A 23,165-nucleotide genomic window follows, 5' to 3' on the forward strand; every position below is an offset into this window, starting at 1 on the left:
GCTGATTGGGAGATCCCTCAATGAAAAAGAAGACACTTGGTTTAATGCTCGCATGCGCAGCTGGTTCTGCAACGGTTTCTGCAGAGCAGGTGGTTAATATATACAACTGGTCTGATTACATGGCGCCAGGTACGTTAGAGCAATTCACTGCCGAGACCGGCATTAAGGTGAATTATGATGTGTATGATAGTAACGAAGCATTAGAAGCCAAAATGATGGCAGGTGGTTCTGGTTACGATGTGGTAATGCCATCGAATTCTTTTTTTGAGCGCCAAGTGAAAGCAGGTGTTTACCAGACGATAGACAAGAGTAAGTTGAGTAATGTGGGCAACCTAGATGAGACTTTACTTAAGCAAATCGAAAAACATGATGCGGGTAATCAGCACAATATTCCTTACGCATGGGGAACCATTGGTATTGGCTACAATACGAAAATGATTGAAGAGCGATTAGGCACCACGGAGTTGGATTCTTGGGATGTACTGTTTAACCCAGCTATTGCGGCAAAGCTGAAAGATTGTGGTATTGCTGTATTGGATTCGCCGGCCGAAATTATGTCTATTGTGCATAATTACCGTGGTGTGGATCCTAACTCAGAGGATGGGGATGAATTAACGGCGTCTGCGAAATTAATGTCTGAAGCGCGCCAAAACATCAAATACTTCCACTCTAGTACCTATATTTCCGATTTAGCCAACGGCGAAATCTGTGTGGCGGTAGGTTACAACGGTGACATTCTGCAATCACAAGGGCGTGCAGAAGAAGCCGGTCAAGGTATCGAGATCAATTATTCGATCCCGAAAGAAGGAACCTTGGTATGGTTTGATTTGATGGCTGTGCCAGCAGATGCTCCACACCCAGAAGCCGCGTTGGCGTTTATTGATTATATTTTACGCCCTGAAGTAGCTGCGTCTATCTCTAACTATGTGTATTATGCCGTGCCAAATAAAGCCGCTGAGCCACTGTTAGATGAAGCGATTCTATCAAATAAGGGCATCTATCCTACCCAAGCGGTGAAGGATAAGCTTTATGTGCAAGTGGCTCATACAGCGCGTTTTGATCGTTCTTTAACGCGTGCATGGACTAACATTAAAACAGGTCGTTAATCGACATATCGGCGGAGCTTTCTGGCTCCGCTATTTTTTCGCTCATTTTGATAGGTCGTAGGTTATGTCTGCTTTTCCCAATCCCTCTGTTGTACAGACGAAATCTGTGCCGACGTGGCGTCAACAAGACGCAAAACCTTTTGTGCAAATTGAACAAATTACCAAACAATTTGGTCAGTTTACCGCGGTGAATTCTGTGTCTTTGGATATTTATCGAAATGAGCTATTTTGCTTATTGGGCGGTTCTGGTTCAGGGAAAAGTACCTTATTGCGTATGCTGGCTGGGTTTGAAGAGCCAACATCGGGCCGTATTTTAATCGACGGCGTCGATATGACGGGCATTCCACCTTGGGAGCGTCCAGTCAATATGATGTTCCAGTCTTATGCCTTGTTTCCGCATCTATCGGTCGAAGCCAATGTGGCATTTGGCTTAAAACGTGAGGGTATAAAAAGCCCAGAAGTGAATAGACGGGTGGGCGAAATTTTGGAGATGGTACAACTAGGCCATTTGGCCAAGCGCAAACCTCATATGTTGTCCGGTGGTCAGCGTCAACGTGTGGCTTTGGCTCGAGCCTTGGTAAAACGCCCAAAGTTGTTGCTATTGGATGAACCGTTGGGCGCGCTGGATAAGAAGTTGCGAGAAGAAACGCAGTTCGAATTGATGCGTTTACAAGATGAATTAGGCATTACCTTTGTGGTGGTGACCCATGACCAAGAAGAAGCGATGACCTTGGCAACGCGTATTGGTGTCATGAACAATGGCGAAATAGTTCAGACCGCTGAGCCTCATGAAGTCTATGAATACCCTAAGAGTCGTTTTGTTGCGGAATTTATCGGTAATGTGAATCTTTTTGACGGCGTTGTCGTGGAAGATGAGCGAGACAGTGTGTCGATTCAAAGTCCAGATTTAGACGCCTTGTTGCAAGTGGATCACGGTATTAGCTGTGCGCCCAATCAAGAGGTCAGTGTGGCGATCCGGCCAGAAAAAATTCATATTAGTCGTGAGCCAATGGACATCGAGTTAAACGGTGCGACAGGCATTATTTCTGATGTGGCCTACATGGGAAGCCAATCTGTTTTCAAGGTGCGTCTTGCTTCTGGTAAAGAACTGCGTATCACTCAGCCTAACGTTTCTCGTGAGATGGGTAGCCGTTTAACTTGGGAAGACAATGTGTATCTTTCCTGGGACCCAGATAGCTGCGTGGTATTGATGTCATGATGAGTGAGACAACAATAGACAAGAAAAAACACCGTTTGACTTGGCGCTTGTCTGAGCTTCGCCTCGGACGTGCGGCGGTTATTTTGGTTCCTATGTTGTGGTTGGCGGCGTTTTTCTTTATCCCCTTCTTGGTGGTATTTAAAATATCACTCGCAGAAGCGGTCATTGCCATTCCACCGTATTCGCCGTTATTACAATGGGACTCGAGCAGTGCGTATCTTACTTTTAAGATTAATTTTGGTAATTATCTGTACCTATTCGAGTCGCGTTTCTATTTAGATGCGTATTTAAGTTCGTTAAAAATTGCCGCCATCTCGACGTTTTTTGCTTTGTTGATTGGTTTTCCGATTGCCTATTTGATTGCGCGTAGCGGCCCCACGATGCGGATTACATTACTGGCTCTGGTCATTTTGCCGTTTTGGACGTCCTTCTTATTGCGTGTTTATGCTTGGATGGTACTGCTTAGAAAAGATGGCTTGGTGAATGATGTCTTGATGGTGATAGGTATCATTGATCAACCTTTGCAAATATTGCAGACCGATTTTGCGGTGTATTTGGGTATTGTCTATACCTATTTGCCTTTTATGATTTTGCCTCTTTATACCTCGTTAGAAAAGATGGACCTGAATCTAATCGATGCGGCTCAGGATTTGGGGGCGAAACCGTACCAATCCTTTTTCTTGGTCACTTTGCCGTTGGCGAAGACGGGGATTATTGCGGGTTGTTTACTGGTGTTTATTCCTGCGGTTGGTGAATATGTGATTCCTGCTTTGTTGGGCGGGTCAGATACCCTGATGATTGGCCGTGTGTTATGGGATGAATTCTTCCAAAATCGTGATTGGCCTATGGCGTCGGCTGTTGCCGTGATGATGCTGATTGTCTTGGTGGGACCGATTATGTTTATTCGTAATAGCAATAAGGAGGCCGAATGAAACAGGGCAATTCTTTGACCTTGAAAGTCATGTCTGGTGCGGGCTTTGTGTTTTTGTATGCGCCAATTATTGCCTTGATTGTGTACAGCTTTAATGAGTCTAAATTGGTGACAGTTTGGGGTGGATGGTCATTAAAGTGGTACGTGGAGCTGTTTCGTAATGAACAGATCATGAGCGCGGCGTGGGCCAGTTTAAAAATTGCCTTTATCAGTGCCACACTGGCGTCTGTATTGGGTACTTTAGCGGGCTTTGTTTTGAGTCGAATGCGCAAGTTTGTTGGTAAAGCCATGCTAACGGGTTGGGTGACTGCGCCTCTGGTGATGCCTGAAGTCATTACAGGTTTGTCTCTGTTGCTGTTGTTTGTATCATTGGAAAACATGTTTGGTTGGCCTGCAGGACGTGGCGTCATGACCATAGTGATTGCTCACACGACTTTTTGTTTGGCCTATGTGGCCGTGGTGGTGCAATCTCGCCTGGCAACGTTAGATGAAACCCTAGAAGAAGCGGCCATGGATTTAGGAGCGAAACCGACATCGTTGTTTTTCCTGATCACGTTGCCTTTGATTGCGCCAGCGATAATTTCTGGTTGGTTGCTGTCTTTTACCCTGTCACTGGATGATCTGGTCATTGCCAGCTTTGTGTCGGGTCCGGGTAACAGTACCTTGCCGATGGTGATTTTTTCAAAAGTACGTCTAGGTGTGACACCCGAGGTGAACGCATTGGCAACATTAATGATTGTCGCTGTGTCGATCGCGGTGATTGCTGCGATAGTGATTTTGCACAGACAGAGTCGTTATAACGAGGTCAATAAGTAGTATGCAGCTTTGTATTGAGAAATCGTTGTTTAAGGACAAATAAATGAAAATAGGTATTCTTGCGGCAGGTATCACCCCAGATTCTTTATTGGGTGAATTTCCCTCTTATGCGAATATGTTTGCTGAGCAGATCGGGAAAAAGCAAAGGGATTTCGACTTTGTCACTTACGATGTGCGCCTAGGTGTCTTTCCTCACGGTGCACAAGAATGTGATGCTTGGCTGATTACCGGGTCTAAAGCCGATGCGTACGCAGATGACCCTTGGATTCTGCGTTTATGTGATCTTATCCAAGACATTGATCAGTTGCAGCGACCTCTAGTGGGTATTTGCTTTGGTCATCAAGTTATTGCTCGGGCATTGGGTGGTCGTGTTGAGAAGTATCAAGGCGGTTGGGGAGTGGGTGTGCATCACTATACTGTCTGTGAGCCTTTACCTGTGTTGCCTGAGGCAGAAGAATTGGCTTTGTGCGCGTTTCATCAAGATCAGGTGGTGGAAAAGCCTGCGCGAGCGCGGGTCATTTTGCGTTCTGATTTTTGTGAAAACGCAGGCCTGCTATATGATCAGCATATTTTGACGTTCCAGGGCCATCCCGAATTTTCTAAGGTGTATGAAAAAGCCCTGATTGATTTATACGATGGTCAGCAGTTAACGCACGAGCAAGCATTGCTTGCCCGTGAGTCTCTTGTCAGCAGGGATATTCAATCGTCACAATTAATGACCTGGATTGGTCAGTTTTTAAAGCAGTAGAGTGAAGACGACTCCCGTTTCAAGGAGTTTGTCCAGCGTCGAATAATACAGCATGCCAGCGACCAGTCCTGGCCAACGCAATAGAGTGCCGCCAGGAAATTTTTCATCGGCAGGCGCTCAAACGCGTCTATGCCTTCTAATGAACCCTGTACGGCTTTAGCAAACAGCGCGCCTGCATAGGTGGCAAGCGCCACTCCATGTCCAGAATAGCCTTGAGCGACAAACACATTGGCTTCTTGTCTAGCGATGTGTGGCATACGATTGAGTGTGATGGCTAAAGTGCCTCCCCAAGCATAATCAATAGTATGATTCACCAATTCAGGATACACATTAAGCATGTGCTTTTTGACGAAGCCAGCAATGTCGTTTGGAAAGCGTTGACGATAATTCTCACCGCCACCCCACAGTAAACGGTTGTCGGCTGATAGTCTAAAATAATCCACCACAAATTGAGAATTCGCGACAGCCAAACGTTCTGGATTGATGCGATTGGCAATGTCATCGCTCAACGGCTCGGTCGCTATGATGAAATTGTTAATCGGCATGATTTTTTTCGCGGCTGAGTGATTGAGTTTGCCTAAATAGCCGTTGCAGGCGAAGAGTAAGTAGCGGCAGCGTATTTTACCTTGTTCGGTCACCACTTCGGGTCTTTCTCCTGTTTGATAGGACAGGACTGCGGTGTTTTCATAAAGCGTGGCGCCATGTTGTGTGGCCGCCTTGGCCATCCCTAAGACAAAATTAAGTGGGTGGAGGTGCGCGCCGTCTCGATAGAGTTCACCGCCATAAAAGTGTTCAGTGCCAAGCAATGCCGATACTTCTGGCGCGTTGAGATAGTCCACGTCTTGGTAAGCTAATTGTGTATGTTTGTATTCAACTTCGCTTTTAAAGTCTTCAGCGTGGCGGCGTTTGCTGGCGACGTGTAAAACGCCATCGCTTAAATCACATTCTATGTTATGACGTTTGATCAGGTCTTTGACTAGGGCGACGGAATCGACAGAGCTTTGCCAAAGCTGATCGGCTATCTGTTTGCCAACGTGCTTGACCATGGTCTCGTGGCTCATGTTATGGCCTTGACACAGTTGCCCACCATTGCGACCTGACGCGCCCCAGCCGATTTTGTTGGCTTCGACTAGGCTGACATTAAAGCCAGCTTCGGCAAGGTGTAACGCCGCAGATACCCCCGTGAAACCACCACCGATAATGCAAATATCCGCCTCTTGCTCGCCGTGTAAAGTGGGGTAATCTGTCTGTTGATTGGCGCTCGCCGCGTAGTAGGTTGCTTCGTGTGTGTTCAAACGTTGAGACCCTATGAAAACAAACAGCAATAAAGGCTTGTTAAGTTAATGCGTTGTTTTGGTATGACTATTTTGTGTGAGTGTTTTAGTCTGTTAACAAAATAGTGCCAGTTTAGTGTGAATGATAGAGCAATAGAGTAAGATCGCAATACGTAATATTTTGGCTCCGTATCCTAAAAAGGCAGGTAGCATAAGGTGAGTTATGACAGAGTTTGAAGCTTTTTTGAAAGAACATTCTATTACTGAAATCGAATCGACGTTGGCGGACATGACCGGTAACGCCCGTGGTAAGTTTTATCCAACGTATAAGTTTTTAGCAGAATTATTTGGACGTATCCCAGAAACCATACTCGTGCAAAGTGTGACGGGGGATTGGGCGGATAACCATTATGAGCTGGTGGACGCCAGTGACCGAGATATGGAGCTACATCCGGACCCAAATACTTTCCGTTTAGTGCCTTGGGCAGATGAACCGACAGCGCAGATTATTAATGACTGTTATGATAAAAGCGGTCAGTTGCACCCTTTGTCGAGTCGTACCATTTTGCGCAACATTCTGGCTTTGTACGCAAAAGAGGGGATCACACCGGTTATTGCCCCTGAGGTGGAGTTTTATTTGATCGATCCCAATACCGATCCAGATTACGAATTAAAGCCTGCTGTAGGACGTTCAGGCAAACGAGAAACCTCACGTCGCTCTTATAGTATCGACGCCGTGAACGAGTTTAATCCTGTTATTGATACGCTTTACAGTTATTGTGAAGCTCAGGGTTTGGATGTGGATACGCTGATTCATGAGTCAGGTGCCGCGCAGATGGAGATCAACTTTATTCATGGTGACCCATTGGATTTGGCTGACCAGGTGTTTGTCTTTAAGCGTACGTTACGAGAAGCTGCGATGAAGCACGGCATGTACGCAACTTTTATGGCCAAACCTATGCAACACGAGCCGGGCAGTGCCATGCATATTCATCAAAGTCTGGTCGACAGCAAGACGGGCAAAAATTTGTTTGATAACAACGGCAGCCCAAGCGAATTGTTTTATAACTATTTAGGGGGGCTGCAAAAATACACCCCGAATGCGATTAGTTTTTTTGCTCCTAATGTGAATTCTTATCGTCGTTTTTCCCCTGAAATGGCGGCGCCGATTAACATGCAATGGGGGGTTGATAATCGTACTGCTGGGCTGCGAATTCCGTTTTCTGCACCGGAAGGTACGCGCATTGAAAACCGTTTTCCTGGCGCCGATTGCAATCCTTACTTGGCGATTGCGGCAACCTTGGCTTGTGGTTATCTTGGTATTAAACAGCAATTACAGCCAACTGAACCGGTAGAAGGTAAAACACCGCCTTCGGAAGAAGTTGAGATTGCACGAACATTGGAGGAAGGTTTGCGCTTACTTGAGGAATGCCAACCACTTTGTGACATTATGGGCGAGCATTTTGTCAAAGCCTTCATGGGAGTCAAACGCAGTGAGTTTGAAACCTTCAACCGAGTGATCAGCTCTTGGGAACGGGAACATCTTCTGCTGAACGTCTGATGATTTGAATGGTGATTGAAATAAAAAGGCCAGATGTTGAACATCTGGCCTTTTTATTTCGCGTGTTATTTGTATTCCATCAACAGCGAATCATTACGCTGCCACTTCTTCACGTCCAAAGTGTTTACCCAATAGAGCGTGGTAAAAATTATGGTCGTTGAGGATACCGATGCATTGGTCTTTGTCTTCCAATACCATGAACATGTTTGAGTGGTAACGCAGTTCTACCGCATCTCGCATGGCGATGTTGGCTGGTACGATGAAAACGGTGTTTTCAGGCACATTGGCGAGGATGGTTTCGGGTGTCCAGCGGGCGGTTGGTATATCGCCTTTTGGTCCTTGTACCGACGCTAATTTGCCATTTTCCAGAGTCAGCCAAATGTCGTCACTGACAGAAATACGATCCTCTTTGACGGCTAATTGAGCCAGTGGTGTCATTAAAGAATTGCCACACAGTACATTGAGCGGGTTGGTGTGGGCAACAAACCTTTCCACATAGTCAGTAGCTGGATTTAGTACGATCTGCTCTGGTGTGTCTTCCTGAATGATTTTAGCGGACTCCATGATGGCGATTTTACTGCCAATTTTGAGGGCTTCGTCTAAATCGTGGCTAACAAAGATGATGGTTTTATTGAGACATTTTTGTAGCTCAATCAACTCGTCTTGCAGCTGGGAGCGAATTAAGGGATCCAGCGCTGAAAACGGCTCGTCCATTAACAATACATCGGTATCCATGGCAAAGGCGCGTGCTAGGCCTACGCGCTGGCGCATACCACCTGATAATTCGTCTGGTTTTTTGTCCGCCCATTTGTCCAGGCTGACCATTTTCAGCTGTTCGCGAGCTTTTTTTAGCCGCTCTGCTTTAGGCATGCCTTGCATTTCTAAGCCGAAGGCCACGTTTTCTAACACGGTAAGCCATGGCATTAGGGCAAAGCTTTGAAATACCATGGACACTCGACGAGTACGCATGTGTCGTAGTGTGGCATCGTCGCATTTTGCCATATCGACCATGGTGTCGCCGTCTCTTACAAGGCAACGACCACGGGCAATTTTATTTAACCCGTTAACAGCACGTAACAGGGTGGATTTGCCCGATCCAGACAGACCCATCAGGACACAGATCTCTCCTTCATTGACTTCGATGTTAGCGTTTTGTACTCCAACAACGTCACCTGTCATGCCAAGAATTTGATCTCTGGTATGACCTTTATCCATAAGCGGAAGTGTTTTTGCTTTATTGTCACCAAAGACGATGTCGACGTTTTCAATTTTTACAACAGACATAAATTATCCCTCGTTTTTCGTTGCTGGTGATTTACAAATGCGGTCTAGCATGATGGCGACCAATACAATGGCAACACCCGCTTCGAAACCTTGGGAAATGTTCACCGTGTTTAATGCTCTAATGACGGGTTTTCCGAGGCCGTCTGCACCTACAAGAGCCGCTACTACCACCATTGAAAGTGACAGCATGATACATTGAGTGATACCGGCCATGATGTTGGGCATAGCAGCGGGTAGTTCGACTTTGTAAAGTAGCTTTGACTTTGTGCAACCAAACGCTAATCCCGCTTCAATTAATTCACTAGGGACTTTACTAACGCCTAAGTAGGTCAAACGGATCGGCGCAGCGATGGCGAAGATAATGGTGGAGATTAAGCCTGGTACGTAGCCTAGACCAAACAGAATCAGTGTCGGAATAAGGTAGACAAACGTAGGGATTGTCTGCATCAAGTCGAGAACCGGACGTAGCATGGTGTATAACCAAGGACGGTGCGCGGCAGCAATACCAATAGGTACACCAATTAAGACACTGATGGTGGTGGCCGTCACAACTAGAACAAGGGTTTGAATTGTTTCTACCCAGTAACCCATGTTAATGATCAATAAAAAAGAGGCGGCAATAAACACCAGCAAACCAATATTGCGATGTAGGAACCATACGCCGATAAGGATGACCGCGATCACCGCCAGTGGATGAGCCCATAGAATCGAGTCTACTAGCGTGTAGATGATGGTCTCAAGTGTAATAGAAATGAAGTCAAAGAATACGGAAGCTGCTGAAACTAGCCAATCGACAAAGCTTTCCATCCAAGCGCCAAGAGGGATTTTATTATCCGTCAGCCAATTCATATATGTGTTCTCCCGATAGTTCGATGAAGCACCCTACGCAGAGTGTGTGTTGCGTAGGGTGTGAGTAAGTGCTGGTACAAAAAAAGATTACAGACCTAGGTGTGATTTTACTGCGCTTAAGCCGTTATCACCGGAGGTTGTTGTGACGCCTTCAAGCCAGGTGTTAAGCACATCTGGGTTGGCTTTAAGCCATTCTTTGGCCGCGATATCAGGTTTCTTGCCATCGTCTAAAATGGCGCCCATGATTTCGTTTTCCATTGGCAAAGAAAAGGTTAGGTTAGTGAGAAGTTTACCGACATTTGGGCACTCTTGAAGGTAGCCCTTGCGAACGTTGGTGTGCACATTGGCACCGCCAAAATTAGGGCCAAAGAAATCGTCTCCACCTGATAAGTATTCCATTTCAAAGTTGGCGTTCATGGGGTGTGGTGCCCAACCTAAAAAGGCAATCCATTTATCGCGGCGTGCATTACGGCTGACCTGAGAAAGCATGCCGGCTTCACTGGATTCAACCAGTTGGAAATCGCCTAGGTTGAAAGCATTCGAATCAATCATGTCTTGGATAATACGGTTGCCGTCGTTGCCAGGTTCGATGCCGTAGATCCGGCCTGAAAATTCTTTGCGGTGTTTTGCAATATCAGAAAAGTCGGTAACACCAGCGTCGTAGGCAGATTTGCTGACGGCTAGGGTGTATTTTGCACCAACCAAATTTGGGCCTAAATCTTCCACCGTGCCTGCTTGTAGGTAGGGTTCGATGTCCGCTTGCATGGTTGGCATCCAGTTGCCTAGAAATATATCAATATCGCCATTGGCTAGTGATGTATAAGTAACTGGAACAGACAGTAATTGCGTTTTTGTCTCGTAGCCTAGGCCTTTGCTGATTTCACTAACAACGGCCGTTGTTGCCGTAATGTCTGTCCAGCCAACATCGGAAAAACGAACTGTGGAGCATTCCGCTGCCATGGTTAATCCAGAAAAACTGGCGATACTAATGGCAATTGTGGTCTTTTTTAGCTTATTCATACCCATACCCTCTTTCTATTGAACTCAAAATCAATGAGCAAATACAGTGCCTAGTGTTGGCACTGAGCGTGAACTCCTAAAAGCGTTTAGCAGCGTGTTGGTTTGTAGGCTGCCTAAAAATATGATGATAATGTTGTATACGCTGTGTTTTATTTGGCTTGAAGTGCCTAACAAAGCGATTTTTATCTGGTGTTGTCAGGCGTTATCTTGAAACACCAAATCTAAGTAATCTTGTATTTGTTCAGCCGATTCTTGTTTGTTGATACCACCGGCTAATGAACCTCGTAGCCACATGCCATCAATGAGTGCGGCGACGGTGAGAGCGATGCCACGGGCTTTTTTCACATCAAACTCTTCTCTTAACACGCACACGAGCGAAGACTGTAGTCGTCTAGAATAAACATTCTGCAATCGGTACAAAGACGGTGTGTGCATGGCTGATGCCCAAAACCCCATCCACGCTTTGACAACTTGAGGATGTGTTTGAGACTGACTAAAACTGGCTCTAACAATCGCCATTACTTTACTTTTAGCTGATTTGTTTTTCGTTTTTGTGACTTCTTTGGATAAAATTTCAAAAAACTCACGAATCAGACTTCGCATGGTTGCTTCATAGAGACCATCTTTACCACCAAAGTAGTGGTTGATGATGGCTGGAGAAACTCCCGCTTTTTTACCAATAACACTGACGGTTGCACCTGCAAAACCGTACTTGTCTATGGCTTTTATGGCTGCCTCGATGAGCTGAGGTTTACGTATTTCAGGCATTCCAACTTTTGGCATTATGGATCCTTTTTTATTAAACAGCCGTTTAATGAAAACTATACTAGGCTGATTGTGTAATTTAGGTCAACCCTTGACAAATCAAAAACTTAGTTCTCTAAGTAATTTAAAATATTGATTTATAAGGATATTAAGGCTTTTAAAAATTTTTTAGTCTTTTTTGTCTGGTATTATGTCGGTTTAAGATAAGAAATGAGGATTTTTTACCTTATTTCGTTTTTAAAGAGTCAGCTTGATTTTGTATTTTTTCATTTCCTTTGAGGTTATTTATGGCTGGAATTAACGGCTAAGATTGTGTTAATTATAAAGCTAAATGAATGATGGGAGTGTAATTTAATGGATGTCTCTTTGTCGGTATTTGATACCCTAATTGACCGATCAGATATGAGCAGTGATAAGTGGGCTAAATACCCTAAAAATGTGATTCCTATGTGGGTTGCAGACATGGATTTTGACGCTCCAGATTGTGTTAAAGAATCATTAAATCAAAGGGTTAACGAAGGTGTATATGGCTATACGCATACGCCAAAAGCGTTAGTCACTGCCATCCAGTCACATTTAAAATACCGCTATGATTGGTCCGTTTCTGGTGCGCATCTAGTGCATTTACCTGGCTTAGTTTGTGCATTGCATCTGAGTGTTCGTGTCTTCTCCGAAGAAGGTGATGGCATCGTTGTTCCAGGGCCTGTTTATTATCATTTAACTAAGGCACCATTGACGGCAAAACGTGAATTGCTCAGTGTCGACATGCAGGCTGAAAATGGTCGTTGGGTGCCGAACATGACGCAATTTGAGGATGCCTGCGCCCATCCCAAAAGTAAAATGATCCTTTTGTGTAACCCCCATAATCCAGGCGGAAGTGTCTATACCAAGGCTGAATTATTACGTATTCATGCTCTGGCAGAAAAATATGATCTTATCGTCGTAAGCGATGAAATTCATTGCGATTTGATTTTAGATGATGTCCCTCATGTACCTTTTGCTAGTTTGAATCAAGATGCCGCGAATCGAACCATAACCTTAATGGCGCCAAGCAAGACGTTTAATCTTGCTGGTTTAGGCTATGCTTTTGCGGTGATTGAAAACCCCTCGTTAAGACACGCTTTTAATCAGGAAAAGGCCGGTTTGATCCCATCGCCTAACATGTTGGGCTTGACCGCGGCTATTGCCGCTTATGAAGATGGGCGCGCTTGGCACCAGTCATTGTTGAAGTATTTGAAAACTAATCGTGACTTTTTGGCCAAAAGAATTGCCGCGACGCCTATGAAAATGCTGCATTTAGAGGCGACTTATCTTGCATGGATCGATGTTTCCGCTTTGTCATTGGATAACCCGCATCAGTTTTTTTGGACGCTGGAGTCGGGGTATCCGATGGTAAAGATTTTGGTAATCCTAATTATGTTCGCCTAAATTTTGGTTGTCCCCAATCTGTTCTTGATAAAGCCATGACTCGTATTGAAGAAGCATTAATCGCGCAAGGTTTTATGTGATCGATTTTAGTTTGCGTTTTGGTGTCTTTCTTGCGGTGTTTAGTGCCTTATTAATATGGCAATGGCGTTGCCCAAGAGGAATGTTGCTGCAATGGCGTCAACGCTGGCGCCATAATCTCTTTTTGTTAGGGATTGGTGCGTTGTGTGTCAGAGTGGTACAGCCTGTGCTGTTGTCAATCGTCGCAGTCATGAATCAATACGTTGGCGTATTGTCTGTCTTTGAGCTGCCGTTTTGGTTGATCGTTTTACTGAGTATTTTGGTACTGGATTGTCTGATTTATTGGCAGCATAGACTCTTTCATCAGGTGTCTTTTTTGTGGCGCATCCATAGGGTGCACCATTCTGACCCTGAATTAGACATTAGCTCTGCGGTGCGTTTTCATCCCATTGAGATTCTTTTGTCTTTGTGTATTAAAGCCGTCGCAATTTGGCTGTTTGGTATACCATTAGAAGCCGTATTGATATTCGATATTTTATTGAATGCATCGGCGATGTTTAACCATACGAATGCGAGGTTGCCAGTCAGTATTGAAAGCGCGGTGCAGCGATTATTCGTGACGCCAGACATGCATCGTATTCATCATTCAAGGGTAGATCTTGAAGCAAACAGTAATTTTGGTTTTTTCTTGAGCATTTGGGATGTGCTTTTTTTAAGCAAAAGAGCACAAGCGTTAGATGGAGACGAACACTTAAAAATAGGATTGCCTAGTACGAAAACATATCAACCTACATCGTTTAAAGAAGTATTGCTGATGCCTTTTAAGACGTTCAAAAGGCACCGTTAATGACCCGATAGAGTCAAGCTGAATAGACCAAAGCTGTTAGGGAGTCTTATGCGTTATCATGAAGTGAATTTTATCGAAATGCGTGTGATTGGTTGTCTTTTGGAAAAAGAGATTACCACGCCAGATCAATACCCTCTTAGTTTGAATGCCTTAGTCAATGCCTGTAATCAAAAGTCGAATCGTGAGCCGGTGACTCAATTATCCGAGTCCGTGGTGCAAGATGCCGTAAACGCCTTAGTGGATCGTGGTTTGGTAACGGAAATGACAGGTTCACACAGTCGTGTGAGCAAATATCAACACAGGTTTTGTAATACGGAATTTTCTGATTTGCAGTTATCGTCAGCCGAAACCGCTATTATTTGTTTGCTTTTTTTACGAGGAGCCCCAGACACCGGGTGAGTTACGCTCGCGAAGTGGACGTTTACATAGCTTTCAGTCTCTTGATGAAGTGACATCGGCATTGCAGTCTTTGCAAACCAAAACGGGCGGTCCTTATGTATGCCAGTTGCCGAGAGAGCCAGGCAAGCGTGAGCAACGTTATCAAGAGTGCTTTTGTAATGAATCTGAACGCCCTCAAGCTGATGTGTCGGTTTCTAATGAGGAATATACTCAGCAATTGAAAGAGCGGATACTTGAGTTAGAGGCGCAGGTAGAGAAATTAAACGAACGCATTCAAGAGCTTGAAAATGCCAGTGGACTCTAGTGCTTTTTGAGGTCAAACTTATAGGACTTTAGCACTATGGTTGTACTTGCCAATATTGTGTTCAAAATAAACGCGTTTTGGCGTCGTTCTTGACGTCAAGAGAATGTCTCTTAGTGAGAGTTGGAATGCTAATGCTGTTGATTATGGCGGTGGGGAGAATCCTATGAAGAAAGTACGCTGGGGTATTATTGGTACAGGTCAAATCGCGCATGTGTTTGCGGGTGATTTTTGTCATGTCAAAGCGGGCGAACTTCGTGCTGTGGCTTCTCGTGATAAGGCATCTGCTGACGCGTTTTCAGATGAATTTGATATTGAGTTGGCTTTTGTTGATTATTTTTCATTGATCAATAGCAATGAGGTGGATGTCATATACATAGCAACGCCTCATGTGTATCACTATGATTTGACAAAAGCCTGTATTCTAGCTGGTAAGGCTGTGTTGTGTGAAAAGCCTTTTACACTGAATGAGGCGCAGTCTAGAGAGCTTTATGATTTGGCTTTAGAGCATGATGTTTTTGTCATGGAAGCCATGTGGACACGCTTTAATCCCGTCATTGAACAGGTTGTAGAGTGGGTTGAAGAGGGGGAAATAGGTAATTTAAATAGCATCCAAGCCAGCTTTAATTTTATCGGTCCTACCGATCCAAATCATCGTTTGCTGAATTTAGAACTGGGCGGCGGTGCTCTACTGGACATTGGCATCTATCCTGTTTTCTTAGCACAGTTGTTTTTTGGTAAGCCCGATTTTGTGCAAAATCAGGCGGTGATTGGCGATACAAATGTCGACTTGTTTGAACAGATCTTACTGGGTTGGGAAGGGGGGCAGCTTGCCTCACTGGACGTCTCTCTGATCTCTCATAATCCAAACCGAGCCATCTTGTCAGGTTCAAAAGGGTACATTGAAATTGATTCTGAGTGGTTTAGAGCAAAGTCTTGCCGTATTGTGACTGCGGATAATAAAGAGCGTGCTGTGGAATTTGACTTCCCTGGTAATGGCTATCAGTTTGAGGTAGATGAGGTAAATCGTTGCCTAGCGGAAGGAGTAATTCAAAGCCCTAATCACAGTTGGCAGGACAGTTTAGAATTGATTGCGACGTTGGATGAGATTCGTCAGGACATTGGTTTGTATTATCCTGGAGAAACGAATCCATGTGACGATCATCATCATGATGATGAGGATTTGCATGACCATCATCACGAGCACTGTCATCACAAGCATTAAAAGTGTGTGTTAAATAAAAAGGGGCTCTTTCCTGCGTCAGAAAGAGCCCCTTTTAGTGTCTGTGTATTAGTATTAGTTAAGGTGTTTGTTTAATGTAGGCAACAAGACTTTAAACAAACGAGGCGCTGCACATAGTACATCACCTTTGTCGATACTGGGTGAACCATCAAAACCGGCGAACAAACAACCCGCTTCTTTTGCAATGAATAGCGGTGCTTGCATTTCCCATTCTTGAAGTTTAATACCCCAAGCCGCATCCAGACGGCCAGCGGCAACGTTAGCAAGCATCAATGCTGGGCAATCTTGCATAACAGCACGAGCGCCTTGTTCTGCTATTTCAGTTAGTACCGCAAATTGACCAGACAGATAAGGCATAAGGCGATCTGTGGCAGGAAATTGAGCCGCTACCGTTACTTTTTCTAAAGTGCGTGCAGAGCTGCTACGAATGCGTGAATTGTTTAGGTAAGCACCACGACCTTTACTGGCGTAAAATTCGTCTTTGGTGTGAGGATTGAGCACGAGAGCGTGCTCCACTTTACCGGCAACTAAGTAGCTCATTGTAATCACGTTACCTGTTAGGCCGCGTGAGAATAAGTGCTGTCCTTGGATGGCATCAATGATCCATTCGCCTTCGTTACCATTTTGTACAGTGCCTTGCAGGCGAGTGGTAATGGTATCCGCTGGGTAAGCTTTTTCTAGGTGGTAAACAATGCTGCGTTCTGCGCCTGAGCAAACGGTTTGATAAACTTGTTCAGCGGATTGGCCTTGTTCTTTATCAAACAGTAGTTTCTCTTGCGAGTGAACTATGTATTCGGCAGCGGCACGAGCTGCTTTGAGTGCGACATTGATTCTAGGTTGCATAATTTACCGTCAGTTATTTCGTCATTAAAATGCACATACCGCCAATAAAGACGATAAGTTGCCAAATAAAGTGTTAAAGAGCGGGCGTCTAGGGGCTATCTGTTCACTTCAAGCCAATCAATGGCTTAAACGACGTGAGCGATATCATCGAGCGCCTGTAAATAAGAGCGCGAATTCTAGCGTAACAGTATGCTTTTTGCCAGTGATATTTTGGTTAAAAACTGAACGGTTTGCGGCTTTGTGACAAATATCTGTTAAGATACGCCGCATTGTTTGATGGCTATCACTGGTAACTTATAAAATGCAAAATACAGTAAGAATTGTCCTTGTTAATACTTCGCACCCTGGCAACATCGGTGCCGCTGCTCGTGCCATGAAAAATATGGGGTTAGCGGATCTTTATCTTGTTGCCCCAAAGGTGTATCCGAGTGAAGAGGCCATTAGCCGCGCAGCGGGTGCGACGGACATTTTAGACAATGCCGTTGTGGTGGAAACACTAGAAGAAGCTTTGGCCGACTGCCAATTGGTCATTGGCACCAGTGCTCGTGAACGAAATATTCCTTGGCCTTTGGTTGACCCAAGACAGGCGGCAGATTTGGTGTTTGATGAAGGTTTGCTCACCGCGTTTGTTTTTGGTCGTGAGGATCGTGGATTAACCAATGAAGAATTGCAGCGTTGCAATTATCACGTGCATATTCCTTCGGTTGAGACCTTTAGCTCATTAAATTTAGGTGCCGCGGTACAGGTCATTGCTTACGAGTTACGCATGAAGAGCTTATTGATGAAAGATGCGCCTGTGGTTGCGAGTAAATGGGATGTGCCAGCGGCCAATGTGGAGCAAATTGATTACTTGCTTGAGCATCTAGAAAAAGTATTGCTGCAGACCGAGTTTCTTGACCCAGAGATGCCGATGCAAGTCATGACGCGCTTTCGCCGTTTATTTCAGCGCTCGCGTTTGGACCAACAGGAACTGGGTATGCTTAGAGGGATGTTGACGTCAATGGAAAAGAAAATGAAGTAATGGCTACTGTGCTGACAAGACGTTGTTGAGAGCTGGTGCCAACTTTTTAAGTTACATAAAAAAAACGCTGACTTATTGCTAAGTCAGCGTTTTTTAATCGGAAAATAGCCTTACGCTTTGCGTTCCGGACGACCTTTTTCTTGCCAGTACGTGTGGAATTTTTGACCTGGTTCTGCGTCTACTCGCTCATAAGTATGGGCGCCAAAGTAATCGCGCTGTGCTTGCAATAAATTAGCCGGTAGCACCTCTGAGCGGTAGCCATCAAAATAAGCCAATGCCGAGAAGAAAGAGGGGGTTGGAACACCAGATTGCGCCGCAAGGACAACCGCTTTACGCAGACCAGACTGTTTCTTAGCCATAGCGTCGGCGAAGTAATCGCTTAGTAGCAGGTTTTCAAGCTCATGATTGTGATCAAATGCGTCGGCAATTTTCTGTAGGAAAGAGGCTCGAATAATGCAGCCACCGCGCCAGATTTTGGCGATATCACTGAAATTGAGCGTCCAGTCGTATTCTTTTTGAGCCGCGCGCATGATTTGGAAACCTTGTGCGTAAGCGCAAATTTTTGCGCAATATAGGGCTTCTTCAATCGCTTTTTCCACCTCTTCCGCGACAATGTCGCCGCTTTCTACATCGGCGGTTAATATGCCGGCTGCATGTTCGCGTTCACTGGTTAAGGTACTCAGTGCTCGGGCATAAACGGATTCACTGATAATGCCAGCTGGAACGCCCATTTGAGTTGCGCTGATCGATGTCCAACGGCCAGTGCCTTTTTGCCCAGCACTGTCGAGAATCATGTCAACAAGGGGGGCGCCTGTTTTATGGTCATATTGCTGTAGAATATCGGCGCTTATTTCAACAAGGTAGCTGTTCAATACACCCTTATTCCATTTTTCAAATAACTTGCCAATTTCTTCTGGCTCGTAACCAAGTAAAGAACGTAGCAAGTGATAAGCTTCACAAATAAGCTGCATGTCAGCATATTCAATGCCATTGTGAACCATTTTAACGTAGTGGCCAGCGCCATTTGGTCCTAAGTAAGCGGTACATGGTTCGCCTTCGGTCACAGGCTTGCCTGGTGTGTTGCTTTCAATTGGCTTGCCATTTTCATCGACTTTGGCTGCAACGGCTTCCCACATAGGTTGTAGGTATTTCCAAGAGTCAGCGTCACCGCCTGGCATTAATGATGGGCCAAAGCGAGCACCCACTTCACCGCCTGATACGGCCGTGCCAAAGAATTTAAATTTTTCTTTGTACTCTGATTCACGACGAATGGTGTCTGTCCATTGACTGTTTCCGCAGTCTACAACGATATCATCCGCTTCTAGTCCTGCATCAATTAGGCTTTGGCAAACAATATCAACTGGTTTTCCTGCCGGAACTAAAACCACAATCACACGAGGTTTGACTAGGTTTGACAGCATGTCTTCCATGCTGGTACAGCCAATGATTCGGGCTTCTTTGGAAGATTCAGGGCGTTCAGCCGCTTCGGTGTCTAAAACGTCTTGTATTTTATGCGTGTCAAGATCAAAGCCTGCAACTCGGTAGCCATGGTCAGCTAAATTTAAGGCCAAGTTTTTACCCATGACACCCAGGCCGACAAACCCAATATTGCAGTTCTGATTTGTTTTTAACATAAATATTGATCAACCTTTTGGACAATTGGAGGGGAATTGAAGAAATAATCTTACCACGAAGCAGTCGTATTCAGGACATATTAGAGGTAAGAAAAATTCAAATAATTGTGTTTTTTTGATGTTTTTTAATAGAAACCTTACATTTTGGGTGGCCTTTTATTCCTAATCCGCTTCTTATTTAAGGACTTTTTTACAACGTTGATGATTGGTAAGAACTTTCCTGTTAAGTAGGAAGGCAACAAAAAAGAAAGAAAACTACAAAAATATTAGGCTGTATGAGGGGCTTAAGGATAGGTTGATGCTATTTTAATACGAAATTTTTATAAAAATCCTTATTTATCATTTGGTTATGAGTTTTTTGAAAATTTCAAAATGGTAATAAAATAACATATTGTTATAACAATATTTTTTTAGATTGTTTTGTTACTATCCTTATCACAGTAAAAAACTTTCGCATAATAATAAATATGACCAGACAATCTTTATAGTTCAGAGGATCTAGCAACATGAACTCCGCATCAGACGTAATAACTATTCACACAAATCTAACGACGCCGCAGTTGGTTGAAAAAGCCTTGCAGAATGGCGAAGGTGTGCTTGCCGATAATGGCGCGCTTGTTGTTGAAACAGGCGCTCGTACTGGTCGTTCTCCTATGGATCGTTTTATCGTAGAAGAGGCGTCCAGCAAAGATAGTATTCATTGGGGGCCTGTTAACCGACCCTTCCCAGAGGTGAAGTTCGCTCCTTTGTGGGACAGGGTGGCTGCTTACTTGGATGGAAAAGAGTCATTTGTGTCGAATATTCATGTCGGTGCGGGGGATGAATATTATCTACCAGTTATTATGCGTACTGAGACCGCTTGGCATCAGCTGTTTGGGCGTAATCTATTTATTCGCCCCGATATTTATAACCCATCAGGCAAGGGTGAATGGCAAATTTTGAATGCGCCAAACTTTGTTTGTGAGCCGGAACGTGATGGCACGAATTCTGATGGTTGTGTGATTTTGAACTTTGCTGAGCGCAAAGTGCTGATTGCCGGTATGCGTTATGCTGGTGAAATGAAAAAAGCCATGTTCTCTGTGCAAAACTACCTGTTGCCAGCTTATGATGTATTGCCAATGCATTGTGCGGCTAACGTCGGTACTGAAGATGATGTTACTTTGTTCTTTGGTTTATCTGGAACGGGGAAAACGACCTTGTCTGCTGATCCAGAGCGCTTTCTAATCGGCGATGATGAACACGGTTGGGGCAAAGATACGGTGTTCAATATTGAAGGCGGTTGCTACGCCAAAACCATCGATCTTTCACAAAAAAATGAGCCAATTATTTGGGATGCGATTAAATTTGGTACTATCGTTGAAAACGTGGTGCTAGATCCTAAAACTCGTGTGGCGGATTATGCAGATACTTCTTTGACTCAAAATGGTCGTGCTGGCTACCCACGTGAGCACATTGAGAAACGTGCTGCCGACAATCGTGCTGGTGAACCTAATGCCATTATCTTTTTAACGTGTGACTTAACTGGTGTTTTACCTCCTGTTTCTATTTTGACGAAAGAGGCGGCTGCCTACCACTTTTTGAGTGGTTACACCGCACTGGTTGGTTCCACTGAAATGGGGGCTGGTACAGGCATTAAGTCAACTTTCTCCACTTGTTTTGGAGCGCCTTTCTTCCCACGTTCTGCCGACGTATATGCGGATCTTTTGATTAAGCGTATTGAGGAGTTTGGTAGTAAGGTTTACCTAGTCAATACTGGTTGGACCGGTGGCGCACATGGTAAAGGTGGCAAACGCTTTAGCATTCCAACGACCCGTGCAGTGATTGCTGCGATTCAGTCCGGTGTTTTGGTTGATGCAGAAACAGAGCATCTGGCGGATGTCAATCTTGATGTGCCAACTCAAGTGCCAGGTGTGGATAGTATTTTGTTAAATCCACGTAAAACATGGTCGGATCAGGCGGCTTATGAGGCGCAAGCTAAGCATCTAATTTCTCAATTTGTTGAAAACTTCAAAAAGTTTGATTCAGTCTCTGAGTCTATTGTGAAGGCGGGTCCCTCTCTTTAAAGTGCTTTCCCGTTATATTTTAAAAAGCCGCGCTAAATGCGCGGCTTTTTTATGTCTGATTGCTTTATAATTTAGCACTTGCCTTCTGAATTCATGTAATCTTTTGTGTATGTTGATTGATAGCCATTGTCACTTTGATTTTGATGTATTTGATGCGTCTCGCGATGTATTAATGTTGCGCTGTCTTGAACAAGGCGTGGCGGGTTTTTTGGTTCCAGCAACAACCTATGCAAGCTGGTCAAAATTAGAGTCTCTGATTGAGTCTTATCCATCATGGCGTGCAGCTTACGGGTTGCACCCTTATTTTTTGAAAGAGGCTTTGTTAAGTCAGATAGATTTACTTGGTGAGCAGTGTGAAAAAAGTAAGGTGGTAGCTGTGGGTGAGATAGGCTTAGATTGTTGGCCTAATGCGGTTGATATGAGCACTCAGATGGATTTTTTCTCTCGCCAGTTACATGTTGCTAAATTATTGAAATTACCAGTTATTTTGCACGCTAGGAAAAGTTATGATCTAGTGTTTAAATGCTTGCGTGATGCTGAATTTAAAGAAGGCGGAGTAGTTCACGCTTTTAATGGTAGCCTTGAACAGGCTAAGCGTTTTTTAGGATTGGGTTTTGTGTTGGGAATTGGCGGTACTATTACCTATCCAAGAGCTAAAAAGGCGCATAGGGTATTGGCCTCATTGGATGGTCGAGATTTTATTCTTGAAACTGATTCGCCTGATATGCCGATTCAGGGGTTTCAGGGACAAGCAAATACACCTCTTTCGATTCCTTTGATTGCACAGAGTGCTGCAATAATAAGAGATGAGAGCATCGAACAGATTACAGCTCAGACATATGATAATCTACTTAGGGTTTTTCCTAAGTGGCGTGAGGACTTACTTTGAATAACATACAAGATATTAATGCCCCTATTCGTATTCTACTATTAGGCAGTAATACTGAGGTGGGATTATCTTTATTATCGCTTTCTGCAGGCAAAAATGAGTTTGAATGGTTATGTCCAGAAGAGTCATTGTTGCTGGATGTAACAAGGAGGGCGGAATTAGATGCTATGACGTTTGATGTTGTCATCGATGCGTTAAGTCTTCGTCATGCGCTGCAAAGTGATTATACAAAATTTCAATCTACATTACGCTATTTAAGTGAGCAGGGTAGAGCGTCATTGATAATGATTAGTAGCGCGCGAGTGTTTTCGGGCAACAAGGATGTTCCTTACTCTGAAGTCGATGTGCCAGACAGCTCAGACCCTTACGCCTTAGCGCTAATTGAAGCCGAGAAAATTGTTTTGAGTCATCCTGAGAACATTGTACTACGCACTGGGTGGTTGTTTAGCGGAAAAGGGGATGACTTCGTTTGCAGAACCCTTGGACTTATTCAAGATGGCGTTAATCTTGCTTATAAAGATGATTTGATCGGCAGTCCAACGCCCGTGTCCGACTTGGTTCGAGTCATTTTATCTGTGGTGAAGCAAGGTCACTATGGTGCGAAAAATAAAGGTGTATACCACTATTGCTGTGCTGAGGAGATCAGTTGGGTGGGCTTAGTCGAGGCTATTGTTGCGACATCGAGCCAGTTTGATCCAAAAGCGCAAGTGGAAGTGGAAGCGATCAGTGATGCATTCCCAGAAGTACAGGACATGGTGGTGATGAAACGACAATCATTGTCTTGTCGAAAAATATTTAATCATTTTGGTATAAAGCAGCGCCCATGGCGATCAAAGTTACGCAATTTAGTCAAAGAATTATACCAGGCTGGCAGTCAAAGTTAGTTGTTTATCCATTTAAGCAAAC

At 44.5% G+C, this 23,165-nt stretch carries 22 protein-coding genes; 15 read left to right on the forward strand and 7 right to left on the reverse strand.

All coding sequences use genetic code 11. The annotated features are described in order from the left end of the window. The first annotated feature begins 20 nt into the window (after positions 1–20). From ONZ52_RS10100 to ONZ52_RS10120, 5 genes are all read left to right on the forward strand, one after another. Positions 21–1,106 (forward strand): polyamine ABC transporter substrate-binding protein, encoded by a 1,086-nt coding sequence (locus ONZ52_RS10100; RefSeq protein WP_265218478.1) that lies wholly within the window; start codon positions 21–23, stop codon positions 1,104–1,106. 64 nt (positions 1,107–1,170) lie between these two features. Further along, a complete protein-coding gene (locus ONZ52_RS10105) occupies positions 1,171–2,325 on the forward strand; it encodes an ABC transporter ATP-binding protein (protein ID WP_265218479.1) in 1,155 nt (384 codons plus the stop codon). Further along, a complete protein-coding gene (locus ONZ52_RS10110) occupies positions 2,322–3,257 on the forward strand; it encodes an ABC transporter permease subunit (protein WP_346433234.1) in 936 nt (311 codons plus the stop codon). Before ONZ52_RS10105 ends, ONZ52_RS10110 begins: the two co-directional genes overlap by 4 nt. Continuing rightward, entirely contained in the window at positions 3,254–4,072 is an 819-nt protein-coding gene (locus ONZ52_RS10115) for an ABC transporter permease subunit (protein WP_265218480.1), read from the forward strand. Before ONZ52_RS10110 ends, ONZ52_RS10115 begins: the two co-directional genes overlap by 4 nt. A 43-nt stretch (positions 4,073–4,115) precedes the next feature. After that, positions 4,116–4,820, forward strand: a complete 705-nt coding sequence (locus tag ONZ52_RS10120) for a glutamine amidotransferase-related protein (RefSeq protein WP_265218481.1) — start codon at positions 4,116–4,118, stop codon at positions 4,818–4,820. Here ONZ52_RS10120 and ONZ52_RS10125 read toward each other — a convergent pair. After that, complete coding sequence (locus ONZ52_RS10125) at positions 4,802–6,115, reverse strand: NAD(P)/FAD-dependent oxidoreductase (RefSeq protein ID WP_265218482.1); 1,314 nt, start codon at positions 6,113–6,115, stop codon at positions 4,802–4,804. The two genes, ONZ52_RS10120 and ONZ52_RS10125, sit on opposite strands and share 19 nt — an antisense overlap. A gap of 202 nt (positions 6,116–6,317) precedes the next feature. Here ONZ52_RS10125 and ONZ52_RS10130 point away from each other — a divergent pair, with 202 nt between their 5' ends. After that, positions 6,318–7,655 (forward strand): glutamine synthetase family protein, encoded by a 1,338-nt coding sequence (locus ONZ52_RS10130; protein WP_265218483.1) that lies wholly within the window; start codon positions 6,318–6,320, stop codon positions 7,653–7,655. A gap of 93 nt (positions 7,656–7,748) precedes the next feature. Here the strand turns inward: ONZ52_RS10130 and choV are convergent, their stop codons facing one another. From choV to betI, 4 genes are all read right to left on the reverse strand, one after another. After that, a complete protein-coding gene (gene choV / locus ONZ52_RS10135) occupies positions 7,749–8,939 on the reverse strand; it encodes a choline ABC transporter ATP-binding protein (protein WP_265218484.1) in 1,191 nt (396 codons plus the stop codon). Between the two features lie 3 nt (positions 8,940–8,942). After that, positions 8,943–9,788 (reverse strand): choline ABC transporter permease subunit, encoded by an 846-nt coding sequence (choW, locus tag ONZ52_RS10140; RefSeq protein WP_265218485.1) that lies wholly within the window; start codon positions 9,786–9,788, stop codon positions 8,943–8,945. 87 nt (positions 9,789–9,875) lie between these two features. After that, positions 9,876–10,808 carry a choline ABC transporter substrate-binding protein gene (locus ONZ52_RS10145; RefSeq protein ID WP_265218486.1) on the reverse strand — a complete coding sequence of 311 codons (933 nt, stop codon included), beginning with the start codon at positions 10,806–10,808 and terminating at the stop codon, positions 9,876–9,878. Between the two features lie 195 nt (positions 10,809–11,003). Further along, complete coding sequence (gene betI / locus ONZ52_RS10150) at positions 11,004–11,591, reverse strand: transcriptional regulator BetI (protein WP_265218487.1); 588 nt, start codon at positions 11,589–11,591, stop codon at positions 11,004–11,006. A 336-nt stretch (positions 11,592–11,927) separates the two neighbouring features. On the opposite strand from betI, the gene ONZ52_RS10155 reads away from it, so the two are divergent. From ONZ52_RS10155 to ONZ52_RS10170, 5 genes are all read left to right on the forward strand, one after another. Beyond that, positions 11,928–13,001: a MalY/PatB family protein gene (locus tag ONZ52_RS10155; protein ID WP_265218488.1), complete on the forward strand. Its 1,074-nt coding sequence runs from the start codon at positions 11,928–11,930 to the stop codon at positions 12,999–13,001. A gap of 76 nt (positions 13,002–13,077) precedes the next feature. Continuing rightward, positions 13,078–13,866 carry a sterol desaturase family protein gene (locus tag ONZ52_RS10160; protein WP_265218489.1) on the forward strand — a complete coding sequence of 263 codons (789 nt, stop codon included), beginning with the start codon at positions 13,078–13,080 and terminating at the stop codon, positions 13,864–13,866. 48 nt (positions 13,867–13,914) lie between these two features. Further along, the gene (locus ONZ52_RS24695) at positions 13,915–14,265 is read left to right on the forward strand and encodes a DUF480 domain-containing protein (protein ID WP_321160299.1); all 351 of its coding nucleotides are present in this window, start codon (positions 13,915–13,917) and stop codon (positions 14,263–14,265) included. Beyond that, entirely contained in the window at positions 14,192–14,569 is a 378-nt protein-coding gene (locus ONZ52_RS24700; protein ID WP_321160332.1) for a DUF480 domain-containing protein, read from the forward strand. The genes ONZ52_RS24695 and ONZ52_RS24700 overlap by 74 nt, the downstream gene beginning before the upstream one ends. A gap of 163 nt (positions 14,570–14,732) precedes the next feature. Next, on the forward strand, positions 14,733–15,791 hold the full coding sequence (locus ONZ52_RS10170) for a Gfo/Idh/MocA family protein (protein ID WP_265218490.1): 1,059 nt from the start codon (positions 14,733–14,735) through the stop codon (positions 15,789–15,791). A 72-nt stretch (positions 15,792–15,863) separates the two neighbouring features. Here the strand turns inward: ONZ52_RS10170 and ONZ52_RS10175 are convergent, their stop codons facing one another. Beyond that, positions 15,864–16,652 carry an inositol monophosphatase family protein gene (locus ONZ52_RS10175; protein WP_265218491.1) on the reverse strand — a complete coding sequence of 263 codons (789 nt, stop codon included), beginning with the start codon at positions 16,650–16,652 and terminating at the stop codon, positions 15,864–15,866. 301 nt (positions 16,653–16,953) lie between these two features. On the opposite strand from ONZ52_RS10175, the gene ONZ52_RS10180 reads away from it, so the two are divergent. Next, positions 16,954–17,673 carry an RNA methyltransferase gene (locus tag ONZ52_RS10180; protein WP_111605450.1) on the forward strand — a complete coding sequence of 240 codons (720 nt, stop codon included), beginning with the start codon at positions 16,954–16,956 and terminating at the stop codon, positions 17,671–17,673. Between the two features lie 110 nt (positions 17,674–17,783). Here the strand turns inward: ONZ52_RS10180 and gndA are convergent, their stop codons facing one another. Then, on the reverse strand, positions 17,784–19,307 hold the full coding sequence (gndA, locus tag ONZ52_RS10185; RefSeq protein ID WP_265218492.1) for an NADP-dependent phosphogluconate dehydrogenase: 1,524 nt from the start codon (positions 19,305–19,307) through the stop codon (positions 17,784–17,786). A gap of 506 nt (positions 19,308–19,813) precedes the next feature. On the opposite strand from gndA, the gene ONZ52_RS10190 reads away from it, so the two are divergent. The 3 genes from ONZ52_RS10190 (at position 19,814) to ONZ52_RS10200 (ending at position 23,143) form a co-directional block, all read left to right on the forward strand. After that, positions 19,814–21,370, forward strand: a complete 1,557-nt coding sequence (locus ONZ52_RS10190; protein WP_265218493.1) for a phosphoenolpyruvate carboxykinase — start codon at positions 19,814–19,816, stop codon at positions 21,368–21,370. A gap of 109 nt (positions 21,371–21,479) precedes the next feature. Continuing rightward, positions 21,480–22,259, forward strand: coding sequence for a TatD family hydrolase (locus ONZ52_RS10195; RefSeq protein ID WP_265218494.1), 780 nt, complete (start codon positions 21,480–21,482; stop codon positions 22,257–22,259). Beyond that, complete coding sequence (locus ONZ52_RS10200; protein WP_265218495.1) at positions 22,256–23,143, forward strand: SDR family oxidoreductase; 888 nt, start codon at positions 22,256–22,258, stop codon at positions 23,141–23,143. The genes ONZ52_RS10195 and ONZ52_RS10200 overlap by 4 nt, the downstream gene beginning before the upstream one ends. The last annotated feature ends 22 nt before the right edge of the window (positions 23,144–23,165 follow it).

Source organism: Marinomonas rhodophyticola (genome assembly GCF_026113935.1).
GTDB classification, from domain to species: Bacteria; Pseudomonadota; Gammaproteobacteria; order Pseudomonadales; family Marinomonadaceae; genus Marinomonas; species Marinomonas rhodophyticola.

Excerpts from the sequence above, each read along its gene's own strand:
- ONZ52_RS10100 (WP_265218478.1), top strand. The coding sequence starts at position 21 with ATGAAAAAGAAGACACTTGGTTTAATGCTCGCATGCGCAGCTGGTTCT.
- ONZ52_RS10105 (WP_265218479.1), top strand. The coding sequence starts at position 1,171 with ATGTCTGCTTTTCCCAATCCCTCTGTTGTACAGACGAAATCTGTGCCG.
- ONZ52_RS10110 (WP_346433234.1), top strand. The coding sequence starts at position 2,322 with ATGATGAGTGAGACAACAATAGACAAGAAAAAACACCGTTTGACTTGG.
- ONZ52_RS10115 (WP_265218480.1), top strand. The coding sequence starts at position 3,254 with ATGAAACAGGGCAATTCTTTGACCTTGAAAGTCATGTCTGGTGCGGGC.
- ONZ52_RS10120 (WP_265218481.1), top strand. The coding sequence starts at position 4,116 with ATGAAAATAGGTATTCTTGCGGCAGGTATCACCCCAGATTCTTTATTG.
- ONZ52_RS10130 (WP_265218483.1), top strand. The coding sequence starts at position 6,318 with ATGACAGAGTTTGAAGCTTTTTTGAAAGAACATTCTATTACTGAAATC.
- choV (WP_265218484.1), bottom strand. The coding sequence starts at position 8,939 with ATGTCTGTTGTAAAAATTGAAAACGTCGACATCGTCTTTGGTGACAAT.
- choW (WP_265218485.1), bottom strand. The coding sequence starts at position 9,788 with ATGAATTGGCTGACGGATAATAAAATCCCTCTTGGCGCTTGGATGGAA.
- ONZ52_RS10145 (WP_265218486.1), bottom strand. The coding sequence starts at position 10,808 with ATGAATAAGCTAAAAAAGACCACAATTGCCATTAGTATCGCCAGTTTT.
- betI (WP_265218487.1), bottom strand. The coding sequence starts at position 11,591 with ATGCCAAAAGTTGGAATGCCTGAAATACGTAAACCTCAGCTCATCGAG.
- ONZ52_RS10155 (WP_265218488.1), top strand. The coding sequence starts at position 11,928 with ATGGATGTCTCTTTGTCGGTATTTGATACCCTAATTGACCGATCAGAT.
- ONZ52_RS24695 (WP_321160299.1), top strand. The coding sequence starts at position 13,915 with ATGCGTTATCATGAAGTGAATTTTATCGAAATGCGTGTGATTGGTTGT.
- ONZ52_RS10170 (WP_265218490.1), top strand. The coding sequence starts at position 14,733 with ATGAAGAAAGTACGCTGGGGTATTATTGGTACAGGTCAAATCGCGCAT.
- ONZ52_RS10175 (WP_265218491.1), bottom strand. The coding sequence starts at position 16,652 with ATGCAACCTAGAATCAATGTCGCACTCAAAGCAGCTCGTGCCGCTGCC.
- ONZ52_RS10180 (WP_111605450.1), top strand. The coding sequence starts at position 16,954 with ATGCAAAATACAGTAAGAATTGTCCTTGTTAATACTTCGCACCCTGGC.
- gndA (WP_265218492.1), bottom strand. The coding sequence starts at position 19,307 with ATGTTAAAAACAAATCAGAACTGCAATATTGGGTTTGTCGGCCTGGGT.
- ONZ52_RS10190 (WP_265218493.1), top strand. The coding sequence starts at position 19,814 with ATGAACTCCGCATCAGACGTAATAACTATTCACACAAATCTAACGACG.
- ONZ52_RS10195 (WP_265218494.1), top strand. The coding sequence starts at position 21,480 with ATGTTGATTGATAGCCATTGTCACTTTGATTTTGATGTATTTGATGCG.